At 70.7% G+C, this 17,105-nt stretch carries 13 protein-coding genes; 9 read left to right on the forward strand and 4 right to left on the reverse strand.

Translation table 11 applies throughout. The features are described 5' to 3' along the window. Positions 1-9: 9 nt before the first annotated feature. From ACIPTO_RS32860 to rhaI, 3 genes are all read right to left on the reverse strand, one after another. A complete protein-coding gene (locus ACIPTO_RS32860) occupies positions 10-1,449 on the reverse strand; it encodes a rhamnulokinase family protein (RefSeq protein WP_401198212.1) in 1,440 nt (479 codons plus the stop codon). A gap of 8 nt (positions 1,450-1,457) precedes the next feature. Next, positions 1,458-3,497, reverse strand: coding sequence for a bifunctional aldolase/short-chain dehydrogenase (locus ACIPTO_RS32865; RefSeq protein ID WP_401198215.1), 2,040 nt, complete (start codon positions 3,495-3,497; stop codon positions 1,458-1,460). Positions 3,498-3,611: 114 nt separating this feature from the next. Then, positions 3,612-4,772, reverse strand: a complete 1,161-nt coding sequence (rhaI, locus tag ACIPTO_RS32870; RefSeq protein WP_401198217.1) for an L-rhamnose isomerase — start codon at positions 4,770-4,772, stop codon at positions 3,612-3,614. Positions 4,773-5,034: 262 nt separating this feature from the next. Here rhaI and ACIPTO_RS32875 point away from each other — a divergent pair, with 262 nt between their 5' ends. The 9 genes from ACIPTO_RS32875 to ACIPTO_RS32915 all read left to right on the forward strand — a co-directional run bounded on the left by ACIPTO_RS32875 (position 5,035) and on the right by ACIPTO_RS32915 (position 14,829). Further along, positions 5,035-6,552, forward strand: a complete 1,518-nt coding sequence (locus ACIPTO_RS32875) for a sugar ABC transporter ATP-binding protein (RefSeq protein WP_366324151.1) — start codon at positions 5,035-5,037, stop codon at positions 6,550-6,552. A 43-nt stretch (positions 6,553-6,595) separates the two neighbouring features. Continuing rightward, a complete protein-coding gene (locus tag ACIPTO_RS32880; RefSeq protein WP_366324153.1) occupies positions 6,596-7,636 on the forward strand; it encodes an ABC transporter permease in 1,041 nt (346 codons plus the stop codon). Further along, positions 7,629-8,615, forward strand: a complete 987-nt coding sequence (locus tag ACIPTO_RS32885; protein WP_401198220.1) for an ABC transporter permease — start codon at positions 7,629-7,631, stop codon at positions 8,613-8,615. Before ACIPTO_RS32880 ends, ACIPTO_RS32885 begins: the two co-directional genes overlap by 8 nt. A gap of 99 nt (positions 8,616-8,714) precedes the next feature. Next, positions 8,715-9,797 carry a rhamnose ABC transporter substrate-binding protein gene (gene rhaS, locus ACIPTO_RS32890; RefSeq protein ID WP_401198222.1) on the forward strand — a complete coding sequence of 361 codons (1,083 nt, stop codon included), beginning with the start codon at positions 8,715-8,717 and terminating at the stop codon, positions 9,795-9,797. Between the two features lie 54 nt (positions 9,798-9,851). Next, positions 9,852-10,172 (forward strand): L-rhamnose mutarotase, encoded by a 321-nt coding sequence (locus ACIPTO_RS32895; protein WP_401198224.1) that lies wholly within the window; start codon positions 9,852-9,854, stop codon positions 10,170-10,172. A gap of 19 nt (positions 10,173-10,191) precedes the next feature. Continuing rightward, positions 10,192-11,604 (forward strand): BNR repeat-containing protein, encoded by a 1,413-nt coding sequence (locus ACIPTO_RS32900; RefSeq protein ID WP_401198226.1) that lies wholly within the window; start codon positions 10,192-10,194, stop codon positions 11,602-11,604. An 88-nt stretch (positions 11,605-11,692) separates the two neighbouring features. Next, positions 11,693-12,724, forward strand: coding sequence for a LacI family DNA-binding transcriptional regulator (locus ACIPTO_RS32905; RefSeq protein ID WP_366324163.1), 1,032 nt, complete (start codon positions 11,693-11,695; stop codon positions 12,722-12,724). Between the two features lie 100 nt (positions 12,725-12,824). Further along, positions 12,825-14,129: an alpha/beta fold hydrolase gene (locus tag ACIPTO_RS32910; protein ID WP_366324165.1), complete on the forward strand. Its 1,305-nt coding sequence runs from the start codon at positions 12,825-12,827 to the stop codon at positions 14,127-14,129. An 88-nt stretch (positions 14,130-14,217) separates the two neighbouring features. Next, complete coding sequence (locus ACIPTO_RS32915) at positions 14,218-14,829, forward strand: FxLYD domain-containing protein (RefSeq protein ID WP_401198228.1); 612 nt, start codon at positions 14,218-14,220, stop codon at positions 14,827-14,829. Between the two features lie 24 nt (positions 14,830-14,853). Here the strand turns inward: ACIPTO_RS32915 and ACIPTO_RS32920 are convergent, their stop codons facing one another. Then, positions 14,854-17,016 carry a hypothetical protein gene (locus ACIPTO_RS32920; RefSeq protein WP_401198230.1) on the reverse strand — a complete coding sequence of 721 codons (2,163 nt, stop codon included), beginning with the start codon at positions 17,014-17,016 and terminating at the stop codon, positions 14,854-14,856. Positions 17,017-17,105 lie beyond the last annotated feature (89 nt).

Here is a 17,105-nt window from a genome sequence, read left to right on the forward strand (position 1 = left end):
GTCCCCGGTTCACCGCGCGGCGAGCCGGGCCTCCGCGGCCTGCCAGCGCGCGGTGTCGCCCTGCGGTTCGTAGCGGGTCGACGGCTGGGTACGGGCCAGCAGCCGCCGCATTCCGGCCAGGTCGCCGACCAGCCCATGGGCCCGTGCCTGTACGAGCACGTTGCCCAGCGCGGCGGCCTCCGTGGGGCCCGCGACCACCGGCAACCCGCAGGCATCGGCGGTCAGTTGGCACAGCAGCGCGTTGCGCGTGCCGCCGCCGACGATGTGCACGACGTCGACCGGATGCCCGGCGAGTTCCTGGGCCTCGCCGACCGCCCGCCGATGGGCGAGCGCGAGCGAGTCGAGGATGCAGCGCGTGGTCTCGGCCCGGGACTCCGGCACCGGCTGACCGGAGGCGCGGCACGCGTCGGCGATCCGCTCGGGCATCCGACCCGGCGCCAGGAACGCCGGGTCCCCCGCGTCCACCACCGACCGCAACGCCGGCACCCGGGCCGCCCCGCGCAGCAGCTCGCCCAACTCCGGCTCGCCCCAGGCCCGTACGCACTCCTGGAGCAGCCACAGCCCCATGATGTTGCGCAGATAGCGGACCGTGCCGTCGAGCCCCAGCTCGTTGGTGAAGTTCGCGGCCCGGCTCGCCTCGGTGAGCACGGGCGCGTCCAGTTCGAGACCGGCCAGGGACCAGGTGCCCGTGCAGATGTAGGCGAACCGCTCCTCGACCGCCGGAACGGCGGCGACCGCCGACGCTGTGTCGTGCGACCCGACCGCCGTCACCGGCACCGGCCCCCGAAGCCCCGTCTCCTCCAGCACCTCGGCCAACAGGACCCCCGCGGGATCGCCCGGTTGCCGCAAGGGCGCGAACAGCCCGAGGTCGATGCCGAGCCGCGAGGCGATGCCGTACGACCACCCGCGCGTCCGGGGATCGACGAGTTGCGTGGTGGAGGCGTTGGTCAGCTCGGTGCCCTGCTCGCCGGTGAGCCAGTAGGACAGCAGGTCCGGGATGAGCAACAAGCGCTCCGCGTGCGCGAGTTGGGCCGAGTCCCGGGCCGCCGTGAGCTGGTAGAGGGTGTTGAACGGCGCGTACTGCAGCCCGGTCGAGGCGTACAGCTCATCCGCCGGCACCGTCGCCCACACCTTCTCGGCGATCCCTTCCGTGCGGGCGTCCCGATAGTGCACGGGATTGCCCAGCAGGGCGCCGTCCGCGTCCAGCAGGCCGTAGTCCACGGCCCAGCTGTCGATGCCGACGGAGTCGAGAGCGGGTCCCGCCGCCCGGAGCCCGTCCAGGACGCCCGCGTACAGCGCGAGGACGTCCCAGCGCAGTCCCTCCGGGGTGCGGACGGGCCGGTTGGGGAAGCGGTGCGCCTCCGTCAGCTCCAGGGAGTCGGGGCCGACCCGGCCGACCATGACGCGTCCACTGGACGCGCCGAGGTCGACCGCGGCGTACCTCCTCATGTCGGCGCTCACCGAAGGAAGGCGGCCGCGACACCGGCGTCGACGGGGACGTGCAGCCCGGTGGTGTGCGTCAGGTCCCCGCCGGTGAGGGCGAAGACGGCGTTCGCGACATGCTCCGGCAGCACCTCACGCTTGAGGATGGTCCGCTGGGCGTAGAACTCGCCGAGCTTCTCCTCCTCGATCCCGTAGGTCGCCGCCCGCTGCGCACCCCAGCCGCCCGCGAAGATGCCCGAACCGCGCACGACACCGTCCGGGTTGATCCCGTTGACCCGGATCCCGTGCTCCCCCAACTCGGCCGCGAGCAGCCGGACTTGATGGGCCTGGTCGGCCTTCGTCGCGGAGTACGCGATGTTGTTGGGACCGGCGAACACGGCGTTCTTGGACGCGATGTAGACGATGTCGCCGCCGAGCCCCTGCGCGATCATCGCGCGGGCCGCCTCACGCGAGACCAGGAAGGAACCACGGGCCATGATGTCGTGCTGGAGGTCCCAGTCCCTGGCCGACGTCTCCAGCAGGGGCTTGGAGATGGAGATCCCGGCGTTGTTGACGACGAGATCGACCCCGCCGAAGGCGAGCAGGGCGGCCTTGAAGGCGGCGGCGATCTGCGCTTCGTCGGTCACGTCCACGGCGACGGCGACGGCCCTGTCGGGCCCGCCCAGTTCCTCCGAAACGGCCCGCGCGCTCTCGGAGTCGAGATCCGCGACGACGACGCAGGCCCCTTCGTCGACCAGGCGCCGGGCGATGGCCTTCCCGATGCCGCTGCCCGCACCGGTGACGAGCGCGATCCGGGTGGCCAGCGGCTTGGGCTTCGGCATCCGCTGGAGCTTGGCCTCCTCCAGCGCCCAGTACTCGATACGGAACTTCTCCGACTCCTCGATGGGCGCGTAGGTGGACACGGCCTCGGCGCCGCGCATCACGTTGACGGCGTTGACGTAGAACTCGCCGGCCACGCGCGCCGTCTGCTTGTCCTTGCCGAAGGAGAACATCCCCACGCCCGGGATCAGCACGATCGCCGGGTCGGCCCCGCGCATCGCGGGGGAGTCGGGCAGCGCGTACCGCCGGTAGTAGGCGGCGTACTCGTCGCGGTAGGCGGAGTGGAGTTCCTTCAGCCGTGCGACGGCCTCGTCGAGCGGGGCGGTCGGCGGCAGATCGAGGACGAGCGGCCTGACCTTGGTCCGCAGGAAGTGGTCGGGGCAGGAGGTGCCGAGCGCGGCGAGCCGGGGATGCTCGGCCCGCGCGAGGAAGTCGAGCACGACGTCGGAATCGGTGAAGTGCCCCACCTGCGGCCGGTCCTGGGACGCGACGGCGCGGACGTACGGCGCGAGTGCGGCTGCCCGCTCCCGCCGCTCGGCCTCGGGCAGCGCACCGTACCCCTCGACGACGGGCCCGAAGGGCTCCGGCTCGCCGTGCTCTGCGAGGAACGCCTCGGCGGTGCGGATGATGTAGAGCGAGTTCCGCTCGCACTCGTCGGAGGTGTCACCCCACGCGGTGATCCCGTGCCCCCCGAGCACACAGCCGACGGCCTGTGGATGGGCGGCCTTGACGGCGGCGATGTCCAGCCCCAGCTGGAACCCGGGCCGCCGCCAGGGCACCCACACCACGCTGTCCCCGAAACACTCGGCGGTCAGCTTCTCCCCGTCGGCCGCACAGGCGAGCGCGATCCCGGAGTCCGGGTGGAGATGATCGACATGAGCGGCGTCCACCAGCCCGTGCATGGCGGTGTCGATGGACGGCGCCGCGCCTCCCTTGCCGTGCAGGCAGTAGTCGAACGCGGCGACCATCTCGTCCTCGCGCTCCCTCCCCGGGTACACGTCGACGAGCGCCCGCATCCGGTCGAGCCGCAGCACGGCGAGCCCGCCCTCGGTGAGCGTCCCGAGGTCGCCCCCGGACCCCTTCACCCACATCAGCTCGACATCACCGCCGGTGACGGGATCGGTGTCGGTGCCCTTCGCGGACGTGTTCCCGCCGGCGTAGTTGGTGTTGCGGGGATCGGAGCCAAGCCGATTGGAACGAGAGAGGAGAGCGTCAGCGTCGGGGTGCGGTCCCATGAACTTCCAGTCCTTTTCGAGAGAGGGCGAGCGTGTTGCTTGCGGGGGCGCGGAGAACTGCGCGACCGGGCACGACGGGCCCGGACCCCGCGACGAACAGAACGTGGCAGACGCTTACGCCCCCCACCCCGCCTGCTGCCCTCCGACCCGCTCGGCGACGATCCGCTCCTGCCAGCCGTCGGCGCGATACGCGGCCATCGGGTCGCCGGCCAGCCCCTGCTCCTCGCGCAGTTCCCGCAGCAGCGGCCGCACATCCGTGTTGTACGCGTCCATCAGCACGGCGTTCGCCTCCAGCACGTCCCCGGCCCGCTGCGCCGCGGCCAGCGCGACCGGGTCGACGAGCAACGCCTTCGCCGTCGCCTCCTGCACGTTCATCACCGACCGGATGATCGCCGGAATCTTCGCCTCGATGTTGTGGCACTGGTCGAGCATGAAGGCCACGTCGGCGGTCAGTCCTCCGCCCCGGATCACCTCGTACATGATCCGGAACAGCTGGAAGGGGTCGGCCGCCCCGACCATCAGGTCGTCGTCGGCGTAGAACCGCGAGTTGAAGTCGAACGCCCCGAGCTTCCCCTCCCGGAGCAGCGTCGCGACGATGAACTCGATATTGGTGCCCGGCGCGTGGTGACCGGTGTCGACGACGACCTGGGCCTTGGGCCCGAGCTTCAGGCAGTGCGCGTAGGCCGTCCCCCAGTCGGGCACGTCCGTCGCGTAGAACGCCGGCTCGAAGAACTTGTACTCCAGCAGCATCCGCTGCCCGTCCCCGAGCCGCTCGTACACCGCCGCGAGCGCCTCGGCCAGCCGGTCCTGGCGCCCGGAGAGATCATCCTGTCCGGGATAGTTCGTCCCGTCCGCGAACCACAGCTTCAGGTCGGTGGAACCCGTCGCGTCCATGATGTCGACGCACTCCAGCAGATGGTCGAGCGCCTTGCGCCGCACCGCGGCGTCGGGATGGCACACGCTGCCGAGCCGGTAGTCGTCGTCCTGGAACGTGTTGGTGTTGATCGTGCCGAGCCTCAGCCCGTGGTCCTCCGCGAACTTGCCCAGCGCCGCGAAGTCCTCGACCCGGTCCCACGGGATGTGCAGGGCGACCGAGGGAGCCACACCGGTGAACTCGTGGACCTTCGCCGCGTCCTCCAGCTTCTCCTGCGGGGTGCGCGGTACGCCCTCCTGGGCGAAGACCTTGAACCGGGTCCCGGAGTTCCCGTACGCCCATGACGGCGTCTCGACTGCCTGGGTCCTGAGAGCGGCCTTCACCGCGGCGAGATCGGTCACTTGAGGGCTCCTGTGACGTGCGACGGAACGATGTGTGTATGAAACGATTCAGAGAGCGAAGTTATGAGCCTCCCGTAGGGGTGTCAAGCCCTACGGCGAAGCCTGTGTCCCGTGACTCCAATGTGACCTTTGGCTATCGAAAGTTTTTCGACGCGGACCCATTGACGTGACAAGGCTGGCGCGCCTAACGTCCCGGCAACCAAGTTGAAACCTTTCACGACGCCGTGACGGCCCACCCGCCGGTGTCGTCGAGGAGCCCCTCATGACCCACCCGTCAGACGCGGGTCCGGCCCCGGTGCTCGCGCTCAAGGGCATCTCCAAGTCCTTCGGCGCGGTGCGCGCCCTGCGGGACGTGTCCCTCGAACTGTTCCCCGGTGAGGTGCACGCCCTCGCCGGCGAGAACGGCGCGGGCAAGTCCACCCTCATCAAGACCCTCGCCGGTGTGCACCGGCCCGACGCCGGCCAGGTGCTGCTCGACGGCGCGCCCGTGCTCTTCCACGGACCCGGCGACGCCCGCGACGCGGGTATCGCCGTGATCTACCAGGAGCCCACGCTCTTCCCGGACCTGTCGATCGCCGAGAACATCTTCATGGGCCGCCAGCCCCGCCGCGCCCTGGGCCGTATCGACCACAAGGCCACCTACGCGGTGACCGCCGAGCTGATGAAGCGGCTCGGTGTCGAACTCGACCCCGACCGCCCGGCACGCGGCCTGTCCATCGCCGACCAGCAGATCGTGGAGATCGCCAAGGCGCTCTCCTTCGACGCCCGAGTCCTGATCATGGACGAGCCGACCGCGGCCCTCACCGGCAGCGAGGTCGCCCGCCTCTTCGGCGTCGTCCGCACCCTGCGCGAACAGGGCGCCGCCATCCTGTTCATCTCCCACCGCCTGGAGGAGATCTTCCAGATCTGCGGGCGGGTCACCACCCTGCGCGACGGCGCCCTGATCTCCAGCGAGCCGATCGACGGCATGACCGAGGACGATCTCGTCCGGCGCATGGTCGGCCGCGATCTCGACGAGCTCTACCCCAAGCAGGACGTCGAACCCGGTGAAGTCGCCCTGAGCGTCAAGCGGTTGACCCGCGAGGGCGTCTTCACCGACGTCTCCTTCGACGTACGGCGCGGCGAGATCGTCGGACTCGCCGGGCTCGTCGGCGCCGGCCGCACCGAGGTCGCGCGGGCCGTCTTCGGCATCGACCGGTGGGACGCCGGCGGGGTCGAGGTCGACGGCAGGCCGCTGACGAACGGCGCTCCCTCGACCGCGATGGCCGCGGGCCTCGCCCTGGTCCCCGAGGACCGGCGGGCGCAGGGCCTGGTGATGGACATGTCCATCGAGCGCAACATCGGCCTGACCGGCCTGCGGACGACCGTCAGGGCGGGGCTCGTCGACCGGGGTGCCGAGCGCAGCCGTTCCCTCGACTGGGCGGTGAAGCTGCACGTCAAGTACGCGCGGATCGCCGACACCGTCAACACCCTCTCCGGCGGCAACCAGCAGAAGGTCGTCCTCGCCAAGTGGCTGGCCACCGGCCCCAAGGTGCTGATCGTCGACGAGCCCACCCGCGGCATCGACGTCGGCACCAAGGCCGAAGTGCACCGGCTGCTCAGCGAGTTGGCCGCCGACGGGGTCGCCGTCCTGATGATCTCCTCCGATCTGCCCGAGATCCTCGGCATGGCCGACCGCGTGCTCGTGATGCACGAGGGCCGCCTCACCGCCGAGATCCCCCGCTCCGAAGCCACCGAGGAAACCGTGATGGCCGCAGCCACCGGGAGGGCCGCCGCATGAACCGGGCCTTCATGACGACCGCAGCCGCCGGGAGGGCCGCCCTGTGACGGTCACCGCGCCCAAGTCCGCGCCCGCCGCCGAGATGCCCGAGTCGAGCAGCACGCGGCTCGTCGACCGAGTGTTCAAGATGCGCGAACTCGCCATCCTGGTCGTCTTCCTGGTGATGATCGGCATCACCCAGGCGGGCAACAGCGAGTTCCTGTCCGAGCAGGGCATCAAGGACCTGCTCCTCAACGCGACCATCCTCGTGCTGGTGGCCACCGGCCAGTCGCTGGTCGTCATCACCCGCAACGTCGACCTGTCCGTCGGCTCCACGCTCGGCATCACCGCCTTCGCCACCGGCACCTATCTCCAGGGCGGCGGCAACGCCGTCGTCGCGATCGTCCTCGCGGTGCTGCTCGGCGTCGGACTCGGCCTGGTCAACGGGCTGTTGGTCAGTCTCGGCCAGGTGCCCGCGCTGGTCGTCACCCTCGGCACGCTCTACATCATCCGGGGCGTCGACTCCATCTGGGTCGGCTCACGGCAGATCACCGCCGCCGATCTCCCGGGCGGATTCGTGGACTTCGGCTCCGGCGGCCTGTCGGCCGTGCCCTGGCTGGCGCTGATCGCGCTCGCCGTGCTGCTCGCGACCGCCTACTACCTCAAACACTTCGGCAGCGGGCGGGAGTTGTACGCGCTCGGCTCCAACCCCGAGGCCGCCCGGCTCGCCGGCATCCCCGTCCGCAAGCGGATCCTCGCCGCCTACACCTTCTGCGGCGGGCTCGCCGGACTCGCCGGCGCGATGTACCTCGCCCGCTTCGGCAACGTCGACTCCGGCACCGGCACCGGCTACGAACTCACCGTCGTCAGCGCGGTGGTCGTCGGCGGAGTGGTCTTCACCGGCGGCTCCGGCAGCGTCTACGGCGCGGCCCTCGGCGCCCTGCTGCTGACCTCGATCAACAGTGTGCTGCCCGCCCTCGGCGTCAGCTCCGTCTGGGTGCTGGCCATCAACGGCATCCTGCTCATCCTGGCCATCGCCGTCGACCGGATCGTCGCCCTGCGCGTGGCCACCGCACTGAAGAAGAGGAACGCCCGCCATGCCTGAGCCAGCGTCCTTTGCGAGCCGCGCGATCCGCTGGGACACGGTCGTCGGCGCGCTGCTGATCGTCCTGCTGCTGTTCTCCTTCTCCTTTGTGGACGGCTTCGGCAACGCGCTGAACCTGTCGTTCCTGATCGGCAACACGCTTCCCATCGCGCTGATCGCCCTGCCGATGACGCTGCTCGTCGTCTCCGGGGAGATCGACCTGTCGGTCGCGTCCACGGCGGGCCTGTCGGGCGCGGTGATGGGCAAGCTGTGGAACGACGGCATGACCATCGAGACGATCATCCCGATCTGCCTGCTGCTGGGCGTGGTGTGCGGGCTGGTCAACGGGCTGCTCGTCACCCGGCTGGGGCTGCCCTCGCTGGCCGTCACGATCGGCACGCTCGCCGCGTACCGCGGGATCGCGCAGATCGTCCTCGGGTCCGATGCCGTGACCGATTTCCCCTCCCAGTACCTGGACTTCGCGTCCGGGCGGCTCGGGGGCACGTTCCTGCCGCGGGCCTTCCTGCCCTTCCTCGTGCTGCTCGCCATCGCCGTCGTCCTGCTGCACGCCACGCCGTTCGGGCGGTCGCTGTTCGCGATCGGAGCCAACGTGGAGGCCGCGCGGTTCGCCGGCATCCGGGTACGGCGGCAGAAGCTCATCCTGTTCACGGCGACGGGGCTGATGGCCTCGCTGACCGGAGTGTTCTGGGCGCTGCACTACGCCAGTGCGCGCTACGACAACGCCACGGGGCTCGAACTGTCCGTCGTCGCCGCCGTGTTGCTCGGTGGGATCGATTTCGACGGCGGGAAGGGAACGTTGGGCGGGGCCGTCGCGGGTGTCTTTCTGCTCGGGGCGCTGCAGAACGTGATGAGTCTCCTGAATGTCTCCGCGCAGTCGCAGATCGTCGTCACCGGTGTGCTGCTCGTCGTTTCGGTGCTCGGCCCCCGGGTGGCCAAGCAAGTGACCGTCGCCAGGGCCGCGGCCCGTTCCACTGGATAGGTCGTCTGGCGTCCGCGGCCGGTCTGTGGCCGGTCGCGCCGTTCCCCGCGCCCCTGAAGGGGCACTCCTGCTCGCCCTCGTATCGAAGGAATCCATGCCATGCGCAAGTCGTCTCTTCGTCGTGCCTGTGCGGCGGTCGTCGCCGTCACCTCCCTCACCCTCGTCGCCACCGCCTGTGGTGGTACCACCAAGAAGGATGTGAAGGACGAGAACACCGGGGCGGCCGTCTCCGGTGGCAAGGCGGACCCCGGTGCCGCGCTCAAGAAGGGGCTCACCGTCGCCTTCCTGCCGAAGGCCGTCAACAACCCGTACTTCACGACCTCCGACAAGGGCGGCGAGAAGGCCCTGACCGAACTCGGCGAGAAGTACAAGGAGGTCGGTACGACCAGCGCCACCGACACCGCCGGCCAGGTCTCCTACGTCAACACGCTCACCCAGCAGCAGGTCAACGCGATCGCCGTGTCCGCGCAGGACCCGGGCGCGCTGTGCACCGCGCTCAAGCAGGCCATGAGCAACAAGATCAAGGTCGTCACCTACGACTCCGACACCAACCCGGAGTGCCGCAACGCCTTCGTGTCGCAGGCCAGCGCCGAGGACCTCGGCCGTACCGAGGTGCAGCTGCTCGCCCAGCAGATCGGCTACAAGGGCGAGATCGCGATCCTGTCGGCCGCGCAGACCGCGACGAACCAGAACACCTGGATCGGCTTCATGAAGGAGGAGCTGAAGGACCCGAAGTACAAGAACATCAAGCTGGTCAAGGTCGCCTACGGCAACGACGACGCCCAGCAGTCCTTCCAGCAGACCCAGGGCCTGCTCCAGGAGCACCCGAACCTGAAGGGGATCATCTCCCCGACCACCGTCGGCATCAAGGCCGCCGCCCAGTACCTGTCCGGCTCCAAGTACAAGGGCAAGGTCAAGCTGACCGGTCTCGGTACCCCCAACGACATGCGCAAGTACGTCAAGAACGGCACCGTCGACGGCTTCGAGCTGTGGGACCCGGCGCAGCTCGGCGACCTCGCCGCCCGTACCGCCGTCGCGCTCGCCTCGGGGCAGATCACCGGCAAGGAGGGCGAGACCTTCAAGGCCGGCTCCACCACGTACACGATCGGCAAGGACGGCGTGATCAACCTCGGCAAGCCGACCGTGTTCGACGCCAAGAACATCGACCAGTTCAACTTCTAGTCCCCTTCGAGTTCCCATTCGGTCCCCGAAGTCGCTTTCCCCCAAGGGGTGTTGATGCAGCGCGTGTGCTTCCTGCTGAAGGTCAGGGCGGACCGCCTCGACGAGTACCGCGAGCGGCACGCCGCCGTGTGGCCCGAGATGCTCGACGCGCTCTCGGCCACCGGCTGGCACAACTACTCGCTCTTCCTGCGTGAAGACGGCCTGCTGGTCGGCTACGTGGAGACCGAGGACTTCGCCGCCGCCCGGGCCGGCATGGAAGCCACCGACATCAACTCCCGCTGGCAGGCGGAGATGGCGCCGTTCTTCGAGTCCCTGGACGGCGCCCGTCCCGACGAGGCGATGAAGCCCCTCACCGAAGTCTTCCACCTCGCGTGATCCCCCCACAGGAGCCGTCATGAGAAGACGCACCGTGCTGACCACCGCCATACTTGCGGCCGTGGCAACGCCGGGCATCGCACGGGCGGCCGACCCCGGCCCCTCCGTCACCAAGAAGAGCACCACCCGACTCGACGCCCAGGCCGTCTACTTCGTCTCGTACGACGGCCTGGTCAACAACAACTCGTTCCAGAAGAACGGCCTGTTGACCTACAAGGGCTACCAGTACGCGGCCTGGTACACCGCCGACAGGCATGCCGTCGTCGCCCGCCGGGCCCTGAACGCGACCGCGTGGTCCACGATCACGCTCTCCCACACCCTCAAGAGCGACGACTCCCACAACGTCATCTCCATGGGAGTCTCCAGGGTCGACGGCCGGCTCCACCTCAACCTGGACTCCCACAGCGACGGCTTCTTCTACGTCAAGTCGGTCGCCGGCCTCCTCGACACCCCGGCCTCCACCGCCTGGAGTCCGGCCGTCCTCGGAGCCGTACAGACCTCGCTCGACGGCGTCGCCCTCACCTCGCAGTTCACCTACCCCCAGTTCATCGCCACCCCCGAGGGCAGGCTCCAGCTCAGCTACCGCGTCGGCATCTCCGGCAACGGCCGCAACGCCCTTGCCGAGTACGACGGTTCGGCCTGGACGGCGCTGGGGGAGTGGAGCGGCTCGACCGGCACCTACACGAGCGCGCACGGCTCCAGCACCGCCCGCAACATGTACCTCCACGGCATCGACTACGACGTGAACGGCCGCCTGCACTCCTTCTTCACCTGGCGCGAGCAGTCCGCCGCCGTGATGTGCAGCAGCGGCGGCATCACCAACCACGACACCGGCTACGTCTACTCGACCGACCGGGGCCGCAGTTGGCGCAACGACGCCGGAACCGTCGTAGGGACGACGGGCAGTTCGAACACCGTGTCCGTCACGGACGCGGGTCTGGTCGTCGACCCGCTCGACCCGGACCACTCCCTGATGAACCAGGAGAGCCAGTCCACCGACTCCGCCGGGCTCCCGCACGCGATCATCAGCTATGTGCCGGGGCGCTTCGGCCAGTGCACCACCGACTACGTCGCCGACCGCACCGCGAACGGCCGCGCCTTCCACGTCCGCAAGAACGCCTCGGGCGGCTGGCAGAAGACCGAGATCCCGGTCCCGCTCGACTCCAGCCAGCGCACCAGGCTGATCCTGGACCGGTACGACAACGCCTACGCCGTGCTGCCCCACGGCCGCGTCGCCGGCGCGTCGAAGGCCTCCGGGTACACCGACTGGGCGCTGCTGTACGACGGCACCGGTCTGAACGCCTTCGGCGAGGTCGTCGTCGACGAGCTGCGGGTGAGGGCCGACAACGTGCTGTCCTTCATGTACCAGGAGAAGTCGAGCGGCACGACCCCCTCGGCACTCCATGTCGTCGACTTCGGCCTGCCCGCGTGAGGGGCACGGCCGGAGGAGTCGGTACAGGTCATGGCGGTAATGTGAAGACCTTCCCGCCGTCCCACGTCACCCTGGAGGTCTCCGTCTGATGGCCCAGCCGGTGGGTATCAAGGACGTCGCCCGCGCCGCCGGAGTCTCCGTCGGCACGGTCTCGAACGTCATCAACCGCCCGGACACCGTCGCCACGGAGACCCGGGCCCGGGTGCTGTCCGCGATCGACCGCCTCGGCTACGTCCGCAGCGAGTCCGCGCGCCAGCTGCGCGCCGGGCGCAGCCGGATCATGGGGCTGCTCGTCCTCGACATGGGCAACCCGTTCTTCGTGGACGTGGCCCGCGGTGCCGAGCGCGCCGCACGGGAGTCCGGGCTCGGGGTGATGGTCTGCAACAGCGCGCAGAGCCCCGTCGAGGAGGCCGACTACCTCGCGCTCTTCGCCGAACAGCGGGTGCGGGGCGTGCTGTTGACCCCGGCCGACGCGACCGGGCGCAACATCGACTCGTTCCGCAGGCACGGCATCCCCTTCGTGCTCGTCGACCGGGTCGCCGAGGGCACCACCGAGTGCTCGGTCTCCGTCGACGACGTCGCGGGCGGCGCGCTCGCGGTGCGGCACCTCGTCGACGCGGGACACCGCTCCATCGCGTACGTCAGCGGGCCGCCCGGCTTCAACCAGGTGCGGGACCGCCGTACCGGCGCGAAGAACGCGCTCGCCGAGGCCGGTCTCGACCCCGACGCGCTGCGCGAGCTGCCCACCGACCGGCTCGACGTGGCCGCGGGACGCGACGCCGGAGCCCGGCTGCTCGGTCTCGCCGACCGGCCGACGGCCGTCTTCTGCGCCAACGACCTCCTCGCGCTGGGTGTGCTTCAGGCCATGTACGCGGCCGGCGTCGGTGTCCCGGACGACCTCGCGATCGTCGGATACGACGACATCGAGTTCGCCGCGGCGGCGGCCGTACCGCTCACCTCGGTGCGCCAACCGGCCGTCACCATGGGCGCGTTGGCCGCCGAACTGCTGCTGGAGGAGACCGAGGCGGAGGCCGACACGGCGGCCCGCCCGCACCAGCACCGACGGGTCGTGCTCCAGCCGGAACTGGTCGTGCGCCGCTCGAGTCTCGCTGCCCGCTGATTCACCGGTCAGTAGGATTTCATGATCCGGGGGTCGGATATCGGACGCACATGTGCTGAACTGTGTCGCGGCCCGCACACCGTCCGTCCCAGGAGCCCCGTTGTCCGTCAGCTACCGCCAGCCCGGCGTCGTCCTCACCGACCGCCACTTCACCGTGCCCCTCGACCACGAGGACCCCACGGGCGAGACCATCGAGCTCTACGCCCGTGAGGTCGTCGCCGGCGAGAAGGCCCACCGCGAGGACCTGCCGTGGCTGGTCTACCTCCAGGGCGGACCCGGTTTCGGGGCGAATCGTTTCGTCGGCCGGCAGGCCTGGCTCGGCCGTGCCCTGGAGGACTACCGCGTCCTCCTCCTCGACCAGCGCGGCACCGGCCACTCCACCCCGCTCACCCGCCAGACGCTCCCGCTGTACGGCGGCCCCGCCGAGCAGGCCGAGCGCCTCACGCACTTCCGCGCCGACTCGATCGTCCGGGACTGCGAGACGATCCGCCCGGCCCTCACCGGCGGCGCCCCCTGGACCGTCCTCGGGCAGAGCTTCGGCGGCTTCTGCACGGTGAACTACCTCTCCACCGCCCCCGAAGGCCTGAGCGCCGCGATCCTCACCGGCGGCCTGCCGTCCCTCGACGCGCACGCCGACGACGTCTACCGGGCCGCCTACCCGCGCATCGAGCGCAAGGTCGCCGCCCACTACGACCGCTACCCGCAGGACGTGGAACGCGCCCGGCGCATCGCCGAGCACCTGATGCGGCACGAGCCGGTCCTGCCCAACGGCTACCGGCTCACCGTCGAGGCGTTCCAGTCCCTCGGCATCATGCTCGGCGGCGGCGACGGCAGCCACCGCCTCCACTTCCTCCTGGAGAACGCCTTCGTCCGCACCCCGGGCGGCCACGAACTCTCCGACGCGTTCCAGGAAGAGGTCCAGAACTCCCTGTCCTATGCCGGTCACCCCCTCTACGCCCTCGTCCACGAGGCGGTCTACGGCCAGGACAGCCGCCCCACCGACTGGTCGGCGGAGCGCGTCCGCGCCGAGTTCCCGCAGTTCGACGCGGCCAAGACCCTCGCGGGCGACGGCCCCCTCCTCTTCACCGGCGAGTCGATCCACCCCTGGATGTTCGACTGCGACCCGGCGCTGCGCCCGCTCCGCGACACCGCCGAACTCCTCGCCGCCCGCACCGACTGGCAGCCGCTCTACGACCCGGCACGCCTCGCCGCCAACGAGGTCCCGGTCGCCGCGGCCGTCTACCACGACGACATGTACGTCGACGCGACCCACTCCCTGGAGACCGCCCGCGCGATCCGCGGACTGCGCACCTGGGTCACCGACGAGTTCGAGCACGACGGCGTACGGGCGGGTGGACCGCGGGTCCTGGACCGGCTGATCGCCCTCACGCGCGACGAGGCGTAGGGCAGGGGGTTCGCGGTGGGGCGCGGGCTCCACCGAGTGGCCGTCGAGGACATGCCGCGCCGAAAATTCCGGCATAGGGTTCATTTCGATGAATACCAAGTCACTTCGCCGGGCCCGCCCGGCCGCCCTGGTCCTCGCCGTCGTCGCGGCGAGCACGGTCGCGCTGGTGTCCTGCAGCGACGACAACAACAGCAGCAGCTCGCAGGCCTCGGCCTCGGCTCCGGACACGGCCTCCTTCTCGGGCATGACACCGTCGGCCCTGAAGTCGGCCGCGTCCTCGGCGGTGGCCTCGGCCCAGGCCCGGGTCTCCGCCGCCGCGTCCTCCGCGTCGGCCGCCGCGTCCTCCTTCGAGGCCTCGGTGTCCTCCGAGGTGGCCCGCGCGGGCAAGGACGCGCAGAACGAACTGAAGGACGTCAAGGGCCAGGGCAACGCGGTGTCGGACGTCGCCCTGACCGGCAAGCCGCGCGCCCAGACCGGCGGCCTGCTCGCCGTCGTCGTCAGCATCACCAACAAGACCGACAAGAAGGCCTCGTACGCCGTCCAGGTCGACTTCCTCGACTCCTCGGGGAAGGTGGTGGAGACCCGCTACGTCGGCGCCGAGAACCTCGCGCCCGGGGCCAAGGCCCAGCCGGTCGCCATCAGCACCAAGCCGCCGGAGTCGGTCCTGACCCCCAAACTGGCCAAGGCGCAGCGCTATTGAGCAGACTTTTGGGCAACAGGTGCCTCAGCGCTCGGAGTTGAGCGCGTCCACGGCGCCGCCCGCGTCACCGATCGTCGTGTAGTCGACGGCGACGAAGTTCACCGGCCGGCCGCGTTCCCGCTCGCAGCGGTGGACGCGGTCGAGCACGTACTGCCGGGAGTTGACCTTGCCCGCGTCCAGACGGCTGCCGCCGTCGACGGTGATGAAGTGGTTGAGCAGGAACAGCCGTTTGTCGCTGCCACCGCGATGCGGGACACAGCTCATCTCCTCCGGAGCGCGGAACGCGAACGGCGTCTCCATCCCGTAGTCGTAGAAGTTCCGGTACCAGGGCGCCGGGCCGTCGGCCCGCTCCGCGAAGACGACGAGCCGGCGCCCGCTGTCGATCAGCTCGCCCAGCGTCGGCCACGGCTTCGCGGGATCGGGGTCCGGGGTGTGCACCATGTCGTCCAACCCGGCCTGCGCGAAGGCCTTCCGGGTGTCCTCGCCGCTGATCGCGTCCTGCACGATCAGGGTCACCACCTCGGTCGGATGAGCACGCATCCAGTCACCGATCCCGCGCAGCGCGGGCACCAGCGCGACGGCACCGGCCCGGCACACGGAATGGCACAGCCACAGGCCCGCGCGCGGCGGGTTGAATGTGTCGACGGCGGTGGCGACGAACCGCCGCTGCTCCGGGGTGAAGTCGGACTCGGCGAGCCGCTGGGTGATCTCGTCGGGCCGCTCCCACCGGTAGGTGTCGATCTGCAGCGCGCGCACGCCGTCGTCCAACTGGGCCGGGATTCCCGGGTCCTGGAGCGGGCCGATGAAGCGGTCCACGGTCGTCGACATCGCGTTGTGCGAGGTGAGGTAGGCGACCTCGTCGTAGGACCGGCCGCACAGCGCCGCACTGCCCTCGCAGGTGCGGGGCGCGACGGGCGTGACGGCGTACGGCACGAGCAGGACACCCGCGACGGCGGCGCCGCCCGCGACCAGGGCCGGCCCGCGGAGGCGGGGCAGCGTGACCCTCGGCCTGACCAGGAGGGCCCAGCCGACGCCGGTCAGGAGGGCGCCGGCCAGCACGGGGACGAGGGCGGTCGTGACGGCGGTGGCCGTCAGCCGGTCCAGGGCGGTGCGCTGGACGTCGTCGACCAGCCGGGCCAGGCTCGGCGGCCAGGAATCCGGCGGATCGATCACCCGGCCGCCGCTGATCAGCCGGAACGCGAGCGCGAGCAGCCCGGCCAGCACCCCGCCCCCGGCGAGCGACCGGCCCAGCGGCAGCAGACGCCGGCCGGGAGGCACGGACCTCCCGAGCCGCCAGAGCACGACCAGCGCCACGACGAGCAGGGCCGCGGCGAGGGACTCCGCGAGGCCGAGGCCCACGGCGGTGCCGGCGCGGGCGCGATGGAGGGCGGCCAGGTCGTTGCCGGACGCGGCGAGGGCGTCGGTGAGGTTCCAGGTGCCGCCGTCGACGGCCGCCCGGAGCCGGTCGGCCGCCGTCCGCGTGCGGTCCGTCACGACGGCGGGGGCGACGGTGGCGAGTGCGGTGGCGACGTCGCCGTCCCGCAGCGCCGTCTCCACGGCGGGGCGCAGGGCATCGCGTTCGGCGGCGGGCAGACCGCTCACCAGCGTCGCGGCCGCCTGGTCCGCCTGCGCCCCGGTCAACGGCAGGGAGGGCAGCCCCGCGGGCGCGTGCCCGCCGACGACGGCACCCAGGGCGGCGGTCAGGTCGGTCGAGAAGCGCCGGAAGTCCGGTTCGGGACGGCCCTGGACGGAGGCGACGAGATCGCCGAAGTAGATCCGGGCGAGGTCGTGGAGGTTCGCCAGCACCGGCCGCAGGTCGACCGTGAGGTCCAGCGTGTCGCGCTCGCCGCTCAGGTAGCCGACCACGGCGTCGATCTGCCGCTCGGTGAGATCGCGGACCGTCTCCGGTGGCAGCACCAGCTTGAGATTGGCGGTGACCTGGGCCTCGGGGACGGGCAGCCGGGCCAGCAGCTCCCGGGTGACGGCCGCCGTCCTCGGATCGACCAGGACCTGGTCGTAGAGGCGGTCGTAGGCCTTCTGCTCGTTCAGTGCGGAGCGGTAGAAACCCGGTGAGACCACGGTCGAGCGGGCCGTGGCGGTGGTGGTGAGGACCGCCGTGGCGAGGACGGCGAGGACCAGGGCCGCGAGGCGCGGCAGGCTGCGGGACGGGACGCCGAGCGGGTCCATGGGTCACATCGTCGTCCCGCCCCGGCGGCCCCGCAAACGCGTGGCCATCAGGACTGCGCACGTGTTTTGATCATCCGGGTCTGCCACGT

Source organism: Streptomyces sp. NPDC090083, assembly GCF_044747445.1.
Classification (GTDB): domain Bacteria; phylum Actinomycetota; class Actinomycetes; order Streptomycetales; family Streptomycetaceae; genus Streptomyces.

Bases quoted from the DNA above. Each gene is read 5' to 3' on its own strand.
- ACIPTO_RS32860 (WP_401198212.1), bottom strand. From the start codon at position 1,449: ATGAGGAGGTACGCCGCGGTCGACCTCGGCGCGTCCAGTGGACGCGTC.
- ACIPTO_RS32865 (WP_401198215.1), bottom strand. From the start codon at position 3,497: ATGGGACCGCACCCCGACGCTGACGCTCTCCTCTCTCGTTCCAATCGG.
- ACIPTO_RS32875 (WP_366324151.1), top strand. From the start codon at position 5,035: ATGACCCACCCGTCAGACGCGGGTCCGGCCCCGGTGCTCGCGCTCAAG.
- ACIPTO_RS32885 (WP_401198220.1), top strand. From the start codon at position 7,629: ATGCCTGAGCCAGCGTCCTTTGCGAGCCGCGCGATCCGCTGGGACACG.
- rhaS (WP_401198222.1), top strand. From the start codon at position 8,715: ATGCGCAAGTCGTCTCTTCGTCGTGCCTGTGCGGCGGTCGTCGCCGTC.
- ACIPTO_RS32895 (WP_401198224.1), top strand. From the start codon at position 9,852: ATGCAGCGCGTGTGCTTCCTGCTGAAGGTCAGGGCGGACCGCCTCGAC.
- ACIPTO_RS32900 (WP_401198226.1), top strand. From the start codon at position 10,192: ATGAGAAGACGCACCGTGCTGACCACCGCCATACTTGCGGCCGTGGCA.
- ACIPTO_RS32905 (WP_366324163.1), top strand. From the start codon at position 11,693: ATGGCCCAGCCGGTGGGTATCAAGGACGTCGCCCGCGCCGCCGGAGTC.
- ACIPTO_RS32915 (WP_401198228.1), top strand. From the start codon at position 14,218: ATGAATACCAAGTCACTTCGCCGGGCCCGCCCGGCCGCCCTGGTCCTC.
- ACIPTO_RS32920 (WP_401198230.1), bottom strand. From the start codon at position 17,016: ATGGACCCGCTCGGCGTCCCGTCCCGCAGCCTGCCGCGCCTCGCGGCC.